Here is a 14125-nt window from a genome sequence, read left to right as displayed (position 1 = left end):
TTGACATTAAGCCCCAGCCTTCGCATAGGGCCGCACCTTCGGTATTGCTGCTGTAGCTCAGTGGTAGAGCGCGTCATTGGTAATGACGAGGTCGGGAGTTCAATCCTCCCCAGCAGCACCAGGAAGCCCCCCAATATCTCCAAGGCCCTATTTCGTGGCACCACTTTTGTTTTGGGGCGGCACGGCAAATACGCAGACAGGCGATCATCATACTCGGCTCACCAGACACGGTTTAAGGCAAACCGCTTGGCGATAATAAAACAATCATCTATGTTTGTTTTATTATCGAAATGTGCGCCGTCAGCGATTTAACCGACGAGACACCATAACTAGATTCATACAGAGGACCGCCCCATGCCAAATGTTGCCATTCCTGCCCAATTCGAATCCGATCCCTCCGCTTATGTCTGGACGCATTACGCACCTGAAATTGGTATGGCGGCGGGTCAATATTCGCTGGCTGTCTATGAAAACTCAAAGTTGTCGATGCGTGAAATGGAGGCCGCAAGGATACGCACGGCTCAGATAAATGGTTGCGCTTTGTGCCTCACTATGCGTGCCGATCGCGATTTGTTTGGCCATATCGAACGAAGCGGTGGCGACGTGGCGAAAGCTTCAACAATCCGCGACAACACCCCGCCAGGCGCGGGATTTTACGATGACGTCGAAAACTGGCGCACGGCAACTGGGTTCAGTGACCGTGAGCTATTAGCAATAGAATTTGCCGAACGGCTGGGAGAAAAGCCAAAGGGGCTAAAGACAGATGAAGATTTTTGGAACCGGATGCACCAGCATTTTTCCGATGCCGAAATCGTAGATATGACCTTCTCCATCGGCTCCTGGATTGCACTTGGCCGCTTGACCCATGTGCTCGGGCTTGATGATGTCTGCATGCCGACCATGCCGCAAGCAGCGCAGGTTTAAACACATCCGTCCGATGGGCTTGGACGATTAGCAATCAATAATATTCTCTTTTCACAGAGTGATAAGGTCAGGCGGCAAAGTGCGGGGCGTTAAGGGCAGTTTGCCGCCTATGGCCGAAGCCAGAAAACGATCACTGAAAAGTAATATGGCGGAAAATTGTTTTTTGAATCACCGCGCGCTTGGTGCGGCTGGTATCAAACCCTTCGCAAGTGCCGCGAGAGCCAAAGCAATGACCACATGATAGACATGCCAAGCTACGGCCTCATCAAGCCACGGCGCACGCCGGATGAACACAGTGTTTGCAAGCATTACGGCGGACGCGAGTGGAACAAGCCATGTTAGCTTCGATGAGACAGGCCGCGCGATTGAAGCTAAAATGACGATCATGAGGGCCAATATGAACATAGGGCCAATAAATGGTCGCGCGAACAATAAGGTCGCTGTCGCAACGCACAATATCACTGCGATTGTCCATATCCTGCGCCCATCATTGGGACGGAACAAATAAGTGCATAACATTGCCAAGGCACCGGCAAGGCCGAGACCTTGAGAAGCGCCCGCATGCAGCGCTGCAAGTTCTTCCTGCAAACCACCCCCAAAACGCACCACTCCGATAAAGGCCGCCACCCCGAAGCACGCCATGGCAAAAGCCGGCAATATCCGGTCGTTTCGCCAAAGGATGTTTCCAGCAAAGATCGTGACGAGCACAATGGCCGCATCGGATAGCGCGTAATGGGCAGGCATCACACTCTCGGCAGTGGCGCTGTTACATTATCATTGGGAAGCAAACCGGCCTCGCGCTTGATATCTGCGGATGTCAAACGCGACCCATCATGGCTCCAGCCTGGCGGCGCAAAAATGTAACATAATCTCTGCCATATACTCAGTCCGCGCTGCGTCGCATCTTGCGCTATGCCGACATATTCATGCGTTAAGATGGTGAACGGATTAAATGTCTCTAGGTTTTTGACCAGACCATAATCAACGGGCACGGCGCGGTCCTCCTCGACAAATGTGCCAAACATCCGATCCCAGATGATCAGCGTGCCGGCAAAATTCGCATCCAGATATTCTGGATTTCGACCATGGTGCACGCGGTGGTGGCTCGGCGTGTTGAAAATATATTCAAACCACCGCGGCATACGGTCGATCGTCTCGGTGTGGAGGAAGAATTGGTAGGTTGCATTCAACACGCCACAGAAAATAACCAATACAGGATCAAAGCCGATTAAAATCAGCGGAATTTTAAGCATCATCGTACCAGTAAAGTGCTTCATCCAACTTTGGCGGAGCGCAATGGGCATGTTAAAGTTGGTGGAAGAATGATGCACGACATGCATGGCCCAACCCCAACGGACGCGGTGGCATATACGGTGGTGCACGTAGAATCGCAGATCGTCGAGCACGAAGCACAACAGAAACGATCCCCAAGTGATGGGGATTTCGCCAATGGCAAATGGTGCCGCCGCAAATAAAGCGGCGGTGGTGATGAACGCAAAAATTGCATTTACCGGATCACTGGCGAGCCCAAGAAATATCGAGAGCAGCGAGTCTTTCAGCGGCACGTCACCCTTTCGCTTGAGAAAGCGAATAGCACCCAGTTCGAGCAAGATACCCAGTGCAAAAGCAGTAAGTGCGATTATGACCCAATTTTGGTTGATGAACTGCTCTATGGTCACAAATTTCTCCCCATGATTGCTACCGAGGATAGACTGGTCAGAAATTTAAAAAATTGAATAATAAATGCATATTATGTAATTATCGGAACATGAATATAAATCTGAATCGTCTGTCCCGATTCGTCGCCGTGTATCGCAACAAAAGTTTCAGCCGAGCCGCCAACGAGCTCGGCATGACACATTCGGCGCTCACCAAATCGTTGCAACTGCTTGAACAAGAACTGGGCACAGAATTGTTCAACAGGACCACACGCAGTGTCGTCCCCACATATGCCGGCAACCGCCTTGCGCAAAGGGCTGAGGAGCTTTTGGCTTTAGCTGAGCAAATCGGCGATGAGGTTTTATCCGGCACACGACATTTGCGGCTCATTGCCGGCCCCGCAGTGATGGAAGCATCCTTAGCGCCAGCCCTGACGGCATTTTATAAGGCATATCCCGACATTCGCGTGACGGCGGAAACGCTTCCGCTAGATATTGCCGCAGGCCGCTTACGCCAACGGGAAGCGGACATGTTACTTTTTCATTCCACGAGCGTGAGCGCTATTCCCCAACAGCGGCTGTTTCACATCCATAAGATAATCGACGAGGCCTATGTTGCCGTGATGCGCAACGACCATCCGCTATTACAGCACGCCTTTGTCTCGGATGAGATGCTACAGTATAAATGGGCCATTCCCGGATATGATCGAAACTACCGCTCGGCCATTCCGGCAGACATAGAAGAAAAATATCGGCGCTCCGGATTCCCGCATTACCGTGTTCTCAGTCTCGTGTCCTGCCTTGCTATGGTCGCTAAAAGCGACATGATTACCTTATTGCCCGCATCCTTCGCAAACAGGGAGGCACGTGCACTCGACCTTGCGGTGATGCCTATGCCCTTAAGCGATGGTGCGCGGTATAATGTCAGCGCAATCACACTCAAAAATGATAATCCTGACCCTGTGTTGCATGCGTTGCAAAACGCTTTTGCGATACCAAAGGAATCTGGCTAATTTTCTACCCGGCATGCAACACCCGCGAAGGTGCATTTAATAGTGCCTGACCCCAATAGTGCCTGACCCCAAAGTACCTGACCCCCAAGTGCCTGACCCTAGTCGCAGTCCGGCTCAATAGTCTGAGGAGCACATGCCGGTAAATGCCGTTTGACAGCGCATATACCGGCGACGGCGGCCAGAACCAAATTGGCAAAAGCGGGGGCATCATGCAAAAATGTCCGCTTCGGTATTGCGATTACTGATAGAATGGTTCGTTTCAAGCATAGTTGTGTTACCATCAACTGTGCAGCAACAATAAAGGGGGGGATCATGGCGACAACCACTCTCGAAAACGGGACCTCCAGCCGAATGACGGGTTGGATCATGCGTCTCCCTTTGGCAGATCAGAACCCATTTTTGCAGTTAGCTTGCACATTAGCTATTTTCGCTGCGGCATGGTTTTTGCGCGTTGCGACCGCCCCCATACTCCCGCCGGGATTTCCCTACGTCACATTTTTTCCGGCCGTCATCATCACCTCGTTCCTGTTCGGAGTTCGCTTTGGCTTGATATCGGCGCTGCTGTGTGGCGCCGTTGCATATTATTATTTCCTCACCCCTGCTTATTCGTTCAGCATCGCTGGCAAGCAAGTTGCGCTTGGTTTTTACGTTTTTGTGGTGGCGACAGATTTGTTGCTTGTGCACGGTATGCAGGTGGCCAACCGGCAATTGATTAAGGAGCGCGAATTAAACCTCAATTTGGCGAATACAAAAGCAGAGCTGGTCCTCGAACTGGAACAGCGGGTTGCCGAGCGAAAGCATGCCATCGACGAACTGCGCGAAAGTGAAATCAAAATACATCTGGCGACTGAAACCGCCGGCATTGGCCTTTGGCATTGGCATATTCCATCTGGGCACGTCACTTGGGATAAAGCAATGTTCGATCTATACGGGCTGCCTCCCACCACAGATGGTCTCGTAAAATATGAAGACTATATCGCCAGCGTCCACCCTGAAGACGCGGCGGACCAAGATGCGGTTTTACAAGACACAGTCAGCAATTGTGGCGCAAGCAAGCGCGAATTTCGGATCCTTCCACGCGACGGTAGTGACGTGCGATACATTCGCGCTGTAGAGATAGCGCGTAGGGGCCCCGACGGGCAGACCGAGTGGGTCGTCGGTACTAATCTCGACATCACCGAAGAAAAAAATCGTGAAAGCCACGTTCGACTTCTCATGGGTGAGATAAACCATCGCGCTAAAAATCTGCTCGCTGTGGTTTTATCAGTCGCAAACCAGACACGCGGGGAGAATCATGTCGATTTTCTGAAAAAATTCTCTGCCCGAGTACAATCATTGGCCGCCGGTCAGGATGTTCTTGTCGAAAATCAGTGGAAGCGGGTGTCGCTAGAGGCCCTGATCCGTGCCCAACTCAACCATTTCAAAGATCTTATCGGCTCGCGCATTTCGATCTCAGGAGAAAATGTGCAATTGTCGTCAGCGGCCGTCCAGACAATTGGCATGGCCGTGCACGAACTCGCCACGAACGCCGCTAAGCATGGCGCTTTGTCAAATATAGAAGGTCGCATTGACATAAGTTGGCACAAGCTATCGGATGGCATCACCGATCGCCTTGTGATGACTTGGATCGAGTCCGAAGGCCCCACCGTTTTTCCGCCAAAAGAAAGCGGCTTTGGTTCGATGGTCATAGGTAAAGTGGTTGAGATGAACCTCGGCGGAGAAGTGACGGTCAATTTTGCGACTTTGGGCTTTTCTTGGCGGCTTGATTGTCCTTTGGACCAAGTCAGCGAACGCGCCACATGAAGGGTTTCAAGACCCGCATATAAAGGCCGTCTTTAATATATGGCTTCCCGCTAACTTGGCACGCCGTTGACGACAGATGCATCCACGCCCAAGTCGCGGGCGATCTCGCGAGCGGTCATTTTTGCCGACATCATCACCGACGGGGTTCCGCCACCAGGTTGCGTGCCTTGCCCGACCAGATAGAGATTGTGCACATCTTCCGACTTATTGTGCGGACGGAAAAAGGCTGTCTGGGTCAAAACGGGTTCCACGCCAAACCCATTGCCAAGATAGGAACCCAGCGTTTCGGAAAAATAATCCGGCGTAATGAAACTCACATGCTTCAACCGCGCCGCAAGGTCAGGGATATAGCCGCGTTCTTCAAGGAAGCTCAGCACCCGCGCGCTGAGTTTCGGGCCTTCGACATCCCAATCGATGCCGCTTGCGTTATTGGGCACGGGGATCAGCGTATAAGCGGCATGATGGCCCGCAGGCGCCATGGTCGGATCGGTCAGCGTCGGGATGTGCAGATATTGTGAGAAATCCGGACTCATCACCTTTTTTTCGAAAATCTCATCGAGCAATGCTTCGTACCGTGGGCCCAATATGATGTTATGATGGCGCAAATCCGGGTCATTGTCGCGGCATTCATAGCCGAAATAAATCACCATTAACGACATGGATTGCTTGCGGAATTTCACCAAAGCATCGCGGTTAATGCGCCGATGCGCCTTATCGACGAGCTTGAGATAAGTATTGGCGTAATCGGCGTTCGACACCACAACATCTGCAAATATCGTTTCACCGCTTGCCAAGGCGACGCCCTTGGCAACGCCGTCTTCCACCAATATGCGCTGCACCGGTGCATTCAGCCGCAACTGGCCGCCCATATCTTCAAACTTTTTGACTAACGCCGCCACCAGTGCGCCCGTGCCGCCCTTGGCATAATGAATGCCCCAGGTCTTTTCGACAAAATGGATCATCGCATAGATAGCCGGCACCTTCATCGGGTTGCCACCGACCAGCAAGGGTTCAAAGCTGAACACCTGACGCATTTTGTCGGATTTGAAATATTTGCTGACCATGCCGAACAGCGACCGCACCGCGCCAAGCTTCAGCAAATCGGGGACAACGCGCAACATCGACCCAAGGCTGCCGAAATAGGTATATCCCAGCGTCAAAAATCCACGTTTAAATATGGCTCTGGCTTGCTCGTGAAAGGCTTCATATCCCGCGAGATCCTCCGGCGCCAAACGCTGGATCTGCGTCCGCGTGCTGACCGGATCGCCATCATAATCAAAAAACGTGCCGTCATCAAAATAGATGCGGTAAAATGGCAGTATCGGAATTATCTCGACATATTTGCTGGTGTTGGGTCCGCCCGAAATGCCTTCACGCACGCGGTTATTTTCATCCAAAATATGCGGTGGAAAGTCTGGTTCACCCAGCATGGCATGGTCTTGCTGCAGGCTAAACAATTCCTCAATGAAATGCGGCACGGTAAGAACCGTTGGCCCCATATCAAAGACAAAGCCATCGGCCTTGCGGACATAGGCACGGCCGCCGGGGGCGTCGAGCGCTTCCACGATTTGCGTATCAAAGCCAAGGCTTTGTAAACGCATGGCGCATGCTATGCCGCCAATACCTGCACCAATGACAACTGCTTTACGTCGCAACATTCTGGATCACCCTTAGTTGCCTTGCTGCTACTGCCTAAAGCGCCGCCGAACAACCTAGATGTTATCCTAGGTTATGCTGGAGGTTATGGCATATCCGCCATGGTCAATAACATCAGCAATCCCGTCGACATGCCCTTGACGCTTTGCGCTTTTTCCACATCAATCCATTCATCAAGCGCATGCGCGCGGCCGCCACTTCCGCCCGATCCGATGGTTAAGGCAGGCACGCCCAAGCTCATGGGCAAATTGGAATCGGTGGATGAGGCGGATAATTGCGGTGTCATCCCATTGGCGCGAATGGCCGCCGCGGCAATTTGCGTAATCGCCGCGCTTTGCGCCGTCATCCCCGCTGGCCGGTCACCAATCAGCTTCGCCTCGGCGACAATCTTACCCTCTCTTACAACACGCGCATTGTTTTCGGCATTTACGCTGTCCTGCACGATCGACAAAAACCGTTGTTCGATTTTGGTCAGTTCCGTCGGACTTTCGGAACGGAAATCAAATTCCATAAACACTTCATGGGGAATGGAATTTACCGACGTGCCGCCGCCTGTGACCGACGCCGCATAAGTGGTTTTCGGGGAAGCGGGCACGGGTATTTTGTATAATTCGGTCACCGTCTGGCCCATCGCCACCATGGGGTTCACAAGGCCAAAGGCGCCATAGCTATGGCCGCCCGGCCCCTTATAGCTAATCCGGTACCGCCGCGATCCCACGCCGCCATTGACCACGCGTTGGGGGTCCGTGCCGTCCATCGACACAAATGCCTTCACTCGGTCCTTATATTTGCCCTTGGTGAGGAGATAGCGCACACCGCGCAAGTCGCCCGGCCCCTCTTCGCCCACATTGCCCACGAACAATATGTCGGTGCGCGGGCGGATATTCTTGTCCTTCATCGCCCGTGCATAGGCCAAAAGGACGGCAAGGCTGCGTGTGTCGTCACCAATGCCCGGCGCATATAATCGGGTGCCGTCACGGCGCACCTTCAACGGCGTGCCTTCGGGAAAGACCGTATCGAGATGTGCCGCAAGGATGAGCACAGGGCCACCCGCAGGGCCCGATCCGCGATACAGGCCCATGGCATTACCCTCGGCATCGATTTCGACGTCCTGAAGGCCCGCTACGCGCAACATATCGTGATAGGCCTTGGCACGCTCTGCCTCTTTGAAAGGCGGGGCCGGAATTTCGACGAGCGTGATGATCTCGTCGACGATGCGGTCATGTTCGGAATCAAGCTGCTGAACCAAAGCATTATAGCGTGCGCTTTGCGCCACCTTCTGCACCGCATCATCGCCTTTCGCAGGCGTCATTGTTGCGCCTAAAGAGGCAATCATTAGCAAGCCTGCGGTCAATGACATATGCGGTATCCTTATCGTTTGTTGTTTGCCCCTATATCTTGGCCGCCGCTTTTCAATTTGTCCATCATGGCAATTGGCCAAGACCGCTGATCAGCCCATGTTTGACACACATAACGGCGCACGGCCCAAGATTAACACTATTTTCACCATGTTCGGCCTATGCCCCGGCCCATGGCGCTTAATCTCAACAAGGCAACCATCAGCCGAAAAATTCTGCTCGTCGCAATTGTCTGCGGCGTGCTTGGCGCGCTCAATCTTTTTCAACCCTTGGCGCTTGGGCTTTATGCCCTGCAAACCAAGGCTGCGGTTAAACCGGTATCTGGCGATATTGTCGTGGTCGGCATCGATTCTGCAGCCATTGATGCCATTGGCCGTTGGCCGTGGCCGCGCGACAAGCAAGCCGAGTTGCTCCGCAAAATCGACGGTTACGCACCAGCGGCAATTTATGTGGACATCGGCTATCAAGGCCGCACCACCGCATATGCAGACAATCGCCTGCGCAATACGCTCGAAACGCTCAAAGCGCCGACCAAAGTGATCGCGCTTGCCTCACGATCCGAAAATGACGCAGCCCGTTCCATCTTCTCCCACCCGGCGGTCGTGGGTTCAACCGATGTGGTGTCAGCTTCGCTTCCATATCTTTTCGGTTTCGTTTGGGACGCGCCGATACACATACAGACCGAACGTGGTCCGCTTATTTCACTTGCGGCCAGTATTGCGGGCTTGGATCAAACAAAGCTCGATAATTTTCCCGTCGATTATGCGTTTGACCCAAAATCAGTGCCTTTAATATCGCCCATCCGTCTTTTCGAACAGACCGCAGACCCGGATATATTGAAAGGGAAGACCGTCATATTGGGTGTCACCGACCCCACGCAAAATGATATCCACTCAATGCCCGGATGGGGCGACCAACCCGGCGTTATCTTTCATGCATTGGCGGCAGAGACACTGAAAAGCGGTATTCCGGTCAGCTGGGGTTGGTTTTACTTTTTCGCCTTTGCCATCATCATTGCCACGATACATCTCACGCGGCGCGGCCTTCAATATAGCAAATATATCAGCTGGGCAGCCGCTTTGGCCATTTTGAGCGCGAGCAGTTGGCTGGCAACGCGGAACATTGCCAATGATCCGATGCCCGCTTTGGCATTGATCGCAAGCGTGGGCATATTAGTGTCGCGCCAAAAGGCTGCGCTTATGCGGTCCCAACGAAATGCAGCAACCGGCTTTTTCAACATGACCGGATATTTGGTGGAGGAGGTTGTTTCAAACGCCCTGTTCATTGGCGCAACGCTGATGCGCGCGGAAACAAGATTGGGATATGTCCGGCAAGAGGACGAAATCGCCATCATGAAGCAAGTGGGCCACCGCCTGTCCACGGTGATTGACGAACAACAGCTCACCCATAATGACCATCAACAATTCCTCTGGGAAATGCCAAGCATATCGACAAGCAAGCTTGCGGAGCATCTGGACGGTTTGCGGCAATTATTTGCCGAACCACTGCTGATCAACGGTCGCAAAATCGATATCGATATTTACTTTGGCGTTGACCGCAACGTGAACAAAAATATCAAAAGCCGCATGGAAAGCGCGCTTGCCGCATCGATAGACGCCAGCGTGTCGCAATCGAGCTTCACCATCGCCACCACTGCCGATTTCTACAATGTGTTACAGCCGCAGTTCGCGTCCGAATTTGCAACCGCGATGCACAATGGCGATTTGGAATTGGTGCTGGAGGCACAGCAAAATTTGGGTGACGGTCAGGTCCGCTCCGCCGCAGCCGCGCTGCGGTGGACGCATCCTGCTTATGGTCAAATCAATACCGCCAAATTATTTGCAATGGCCCGGCACAGCGGCACCTTAAAAACCGTCAGCACCTATTTATGCACACAGGCGATCATGGCCGCAGGGCAATTGGTCCAACAGCAATCCGACTTTGCCATCAATGTCAAAATATCCACTGATATTCTTTTGGAGGACGGCTTTGCAGCGGATATGCTGCACCATATTTTGGACGCCAAATGCCAGCCATCCAACCTGACCTTCGAAGTCATCGATCTGCACGACCATAAATGGAATGATGCCGTCCGCGTGATATTACATAAGTTACAGTTAAATGGCTTTCGCATTGGTATAGGTAATTTCGGCACAACCGATGCCGACATTGATTTGATCAATATATTTCAGCCGGACGAAATATTTTTGGCAAAGAGTTTTTGCGCAGAACTTTTGGGTTCCACGAGCAGCGCAATATTTGCCGCAGGCGCACTGCGAATCGCCAAAGCAAACCACATAATTACGACGGCGAATGGCATTGATGACCGCGATGTACTTACCGCGTTACGGCGCCATGCCTGCCATAAAGGAAAAGGGAAGATCATCGCTACTCCGCTGAATCTTCTCAATTTCTGCTCCATATACTTTACGGCATTTCATAATAAAGTTGGTTAATAAACAATTGTTGAAGATAGTTAATTTTCCATTATATTAAATAGTTGGTCGAGCAGGCCACGTTTTAATGGAGAAACGACATGAAAGCGCTTGAAAAAGCTAAGCAAGTCGAAGACCAAACAGCAGGTTTTTGGGACTGGCTTTTCGGTGGTGGTCGCGCAGGCGGCGTCAACGGATAAGATATTTTCAATTAATGAAAAAGGGGGACATTAGTTCCCTTTTTTTATTTGTAAGACATATAACTAATATTATAGTTTATTAAAACATAAGTGATGTTAACTTTATATGGGTGTCCATGCACGCCGTCGCGGGCCAAAAAGGGTTCAGGGGAAGGGCAATATAATCTCCCGCATGATGCGGTCGGTTTCGAAATATCGGTCGGGGTTGATCTGCACACGGCCCATTTGCGTCTCCCCATCGACTAAAGATAGGGAGGTGGCAGTTGCGACAGCAACTGACGGAGGGGCCCCCTCCACCGTCTGCGACGGTCCCCCTCCCCGTGCCGGGGAGGAATTAGAAACCCCCCGCACGCACCTCACGCCCTTCACCCCCTTCAGGGGAAAAGGGGTTGGGGGAGAGGGGGCTTTGTCCATTAGCTTGGCAAGAAACCCAGTTTAAAAACCATGGGGCGCAAACTGTTGCCCAAGGTGGCGTAGGCGGTTTTGAACGGATCAAAATCGGTCAATTCGGTGTCGCCATATTGTTCCAGTGCCTTGCGGATTTGGTACCAGCCTGCGTCCGCGCGATTGAGTTTTAACTCATCCCTAATCTTATGCGGAAAGTCGATGGCGTGAAACCGCGTCCACAGCTTGCGCCCTTCATCGAGCACCGCTTGCGCTTCGGGGGAGAACGCCATGCCCGCCATATAGCGCACCATGAATTCACTCGCGAACCGCGCTTTGGCGCCGACTTCCGCTTCAGTAAATGGGATGAAGTGGTTGATGAGCGACCAATCGCGATCATTCCAGCGCAACCCATCTGCCCCAGCAGTGAGGTTGCTATTGTTGAACAGCATCCAGATTAGACAATCGGATTTGAAGGCCTCCGTCAACGGCTCGGAGGGTTGCAGAAACTGATCGCGGTCGTTGAGCCATGTCGGCTTTATGAGGCGGCGGACGGAAAAGACGATGGCGGCTTGCCAGAGGTTTTCTGGTGTGACGAAAAACCCTCTGGCACTGCTATAGCCTGAAGAGAGGAGGAATGTCTTTGCAACGGCGTTTTGAAAGTCATTTCCTGCACAATTCAACCATGCAATGGCCCCCTCAGACCATCGGGTACCACGCAGATCAGCGCTCGAAGTTGCTGGGTCAATTGCTCCCTTGAGAGGGATCACCGCTTGCCTGTTCAAAGGCTGCCTAGCCACCCAGTCAGTCAGCAGTTTAAGGCTATCATAATTGAGGAAGGCCTTCTCACCCACCAGATTACCATCCTTGTCCAGTGCCACCGCCGTGACATTGTCGATAACCTGTGTCCCTCCAGTGTCCCAGATGAAGAAGCTGATAGGGAAATCACCCTTCAACCCTTCAAATGTTCTACTGTGGACCGCGAACCCACCGAGATATTCAGCGCGCCAGACGTTTCGAAAATCGTTCAATGTCGGCGTTGAAATATATTTTACTTTGCTGAAGATTGCTAACTTCGCTGTCGGCAATTCCTTGTATGCCCGAGCGATGAACTGCATGAACAACTCATTTGTTGCCTTGCCATATTGATCCATAGCAGTGCGTGCAAATTGGGTGTTTGCCACGCCAAGCTTGTTCTTACCACCCACTATAGGGACGGCAAGCCCACCGCTAGTCGCCTCAGCATAAGGCGGATTGATCAGCACCAGTATCGGCTTCGCGCCCTCTTTGCCCACCTTTGCATCGGCAATTGCCTGCCGCAGGGCCAGCGGCACCTTGCCCGTCAGGCTATAATCAATCTCTCCAAAGTCGGTCACATCGTCGTTCAGATAATCATATTGGAAAATCTCTGCCCCGGCGAAGGCAGGGTTGCCGCGCATAATCGTCACATCTTCCTTATCGAGCGTCGACATGAACACATTGCGCAAATTGCTGTGTTTTGCCTCCAAATTGCCAACGCCCGCGCAATTATCCCAGACGATATATCTGTCCTGCCAATCCGCGCCCAAGGTGGCGGTCAATTGGTCATACGCTTTATCGACAATGTGGAAGGGGGTGTAGAACGCGCCTTTAAACTTCTGCTCATCCATCGGCAGCAGGCTGTCACGCCGTTGCAGCAGATAATGCCGGTGCTTTTCTTCGGGCGGGCGGTGGTAAATATTCCAAAAATTGCGATAGCCGCGATCACTGGCCAATTCATATTGTTGGTTTCCGACGATGAACACTGGCTTGTCGCCACTGAAAAGCAAGCGTGCCCCGGCAGGCCCCTGCATTGCCTCATTATGTCCGTCATGCATGATGTCGGCAAAGAACAATATGGCATAATCGACTTGCCCTGTGACGCCCAATTCAACGCCAACCATCGTCACCCATTTGTCGAACACCTGCCGCAGATTGTCCGGCGTGATGGGGGTGCGGATGATCCGGCCTTGGCGGATCACATCCTTGGTGGCTTTGATAAACTCCGCCTCATACCCGTTGATCGGATAGAGCACGAAATGGCCTTCAATCACTGGTGCGATTTGCGCGGCCAGCGCCTTGTCCGCCGCCGAACCGGATTTGGGCCAGATGATATCGTCATCCTCTAACAAAGGCAGGGCATGCTCGGTCGCCATCAGCGCCGCCTTTTCCCGATCAATGACACCTAGAAAGCCGGGGATGGGTTCGCCACGTCTGCGCGCGGCGCGGACATAAACCAATAATTGCGCAAACATCAGCAATGGCGGGGTTGCCGCTTCCTTCGCCTCAAACCAGATTTCGGGCGTCTGGATATCGACCAGCCCCTTGGACACATTTTTGAGGCCAAGCGCCTTGATATAGGCGTCTTTGACATCCTCTTCGGTCTTGGCCGAAGCAAGGGCTTGCAAGAGGCTCAACGGGCGCGCTCCGGATAGAAAACAAAATCCGACGCACCGACCGTCCTAATGTTGTTCAGATAGCTTTGAATATCCATCGCGCTCGCAGTTCATGTTGACGTAACTCATTGTAAACTGGACCGTTTATGACATTTAGTGACATTTTGTTCGTGTCTTGTCTATGGAAAAATGGGTGAAAATCCTCCCCGGCACGGGGAGGTGGCAGTTGCCCAGCAACTGACGGAGGGGGCCCTCGGTCTGGCATGGCGCTTGAAAGGCC

General features: G+C 52.5%; 9 protein-coding genes and 1 tRNA gene. 5 read left to right on the top strand and 5 right to left on the bottom strand.

Annotation, left to right across the window (positions count from 1 at the left end; translation table 11 throughout):
• Positions 1-46 precede the first annotated feature (46 nt).
• A tRNA-Thr gene (locus ACILP3_RS02440) sits at positions 47-121 on the top strand.
• A 233-nt stretch (positions 122-354) separates the two neighbouring features.
• Entirely contained in the window at positions 355-924 is a 570-nt protein-coding gene (locus ACILP3_RS02435) for a carboxymuconolactone decarboxylase family protein (RefSeq protein WP_395615082.1), read from the top strand.
• 168 nt (positions 925-1092) lie between these two features.
• On the opposite strand, the gene ACILP3_RS02430 is transcribed toward ACILP3_RS02435, so the two are convergent.
• Together ACILP3_RS02430 and ACILP3_RS02425 are read right to left on the bottom strand one after the other, a co-directional pair.
• Positions 1093-1671, bottom strand: a complete 579-nt coding sequence (locus ACILP3_RS02430) for a hypothetical protein (RefSeq protein WP_395615081.1) — start codon at positions 1669-1671, stop codon at positions 1093-1095.
• On the bottom strand, positions 1668-2603 hold the full coding sequence (locus ACILP3_RS02425) for a sterol desaturase family protein (protein WP_395615080.1): 936 nt from the start codon (positions 2601-2603) through the stop codon (positions 1668-1670). Before ACILP3_RS02425 ends, ACILP3_RS02430 begins: the two co-directional genes overlap by 4 nt.
• Positions 2604-2692: 89 nt before the next feature.
• Between ACILP3_RS02425 and ACILP3_RS02420 the strand changes: the two genes are divergently transcribed.
• On the top strand, positions 2693-3595 hold the full coding sequence (locus ACILP3_RS02420; RefSeq protein WP_395615079.1) for a LysR family transcriptional regulator: 903 nt from the start codon (positions 2693-2695) through the stop codon (positions 3593-3595).
• A 189-nt stretch (positions 3596-3784) separates the two neighbouring features.
• Positions 3785-5398 carry a sensor histidine kinase gene (locus ACILP3_RS02415; RefSeq protein ID WP_395615078.1) on the top strand — a complete coding sequence of 538 codons (1614 nt, stop codon included), beginning with the start codon at positions 3785-3787 and terminating at the stop codon, positions 5396-5398.
• A gap of 50 nt (positions 5399-5448) precedes the next feature.
• On the opposite strand, the gene crtI is transcribed toward ACILP3_RS02415, so the two are convergent.
• Complete coding sequence (gene crtI, locus ACILP3_RS02410) at positions 5449-7056, bottom strand: phytoene desaturase family protein (protein WP_395615077.1); 1608 nt, start codon at positions 7054-7056, stop codon at positions 5449-5451.
• Positions 7057-7139: 83 nt separating this feature from the next.
• Positions 7140-8414, bottom strand: coding sequence for a M20/M25/M40 family metallo-hydrolase (locus tag ACILP3_RS02405; protein ID WP_395615076.1), 1275 nt, complete (start codon positions 8412-8414; stop codon positions 7140-7142).
• A 171-nt stretch (positions 8415-8585) separates the two neighbouring features.
• Here ACILP3_RS02405 and ACILP3_RS02400 point away from each other — a divergent pair, with 171 nt between their 5' ends.
• Positions 8586-10868, top strand: coding sequence for an EAL domain-containing protein (locus ACILP3_RS02400; RefSeq protein ID WP_395615075.1), 2283 nt, complete (start codon positions 8586-8588; stop codon positions 10866-10868).
• Between the two features lie 592 nt (positions 10869-11460).
• On the opposite strand, the gene ACILP3_RS02395 is transcribed toward ACILP3_RS02400, so the two are convergent.
• Positions 11461-13866 carry a hypothetical protein gene (locus tag ACILP3_RS02395; protein ID WP_395615074.1) on the bottom strand — a complete coding sequence of 802 codons (2406 nt, stop codon included), beginning with the start codon at positions 13864-13866 and terminating at the stop codon, positions 11461-11463.
• Positions 13867-14125: the final 259 nt, after the last annotated feature.

The organism is Sphingorhabdus sp., assembly GCF_044239665.1.
Classification (GTDB): Bacteria; Pseudomonadota; Alphaproteobacteria; order Sphingomonadales; family Sphingomonadaceae; genus Sphingorhabdus_B.
The sequence above is the reverse complement of the archived record's forward strand: the minus strand, read 5'-3'. Positions and strand labels throughout refer to the sequence as shown.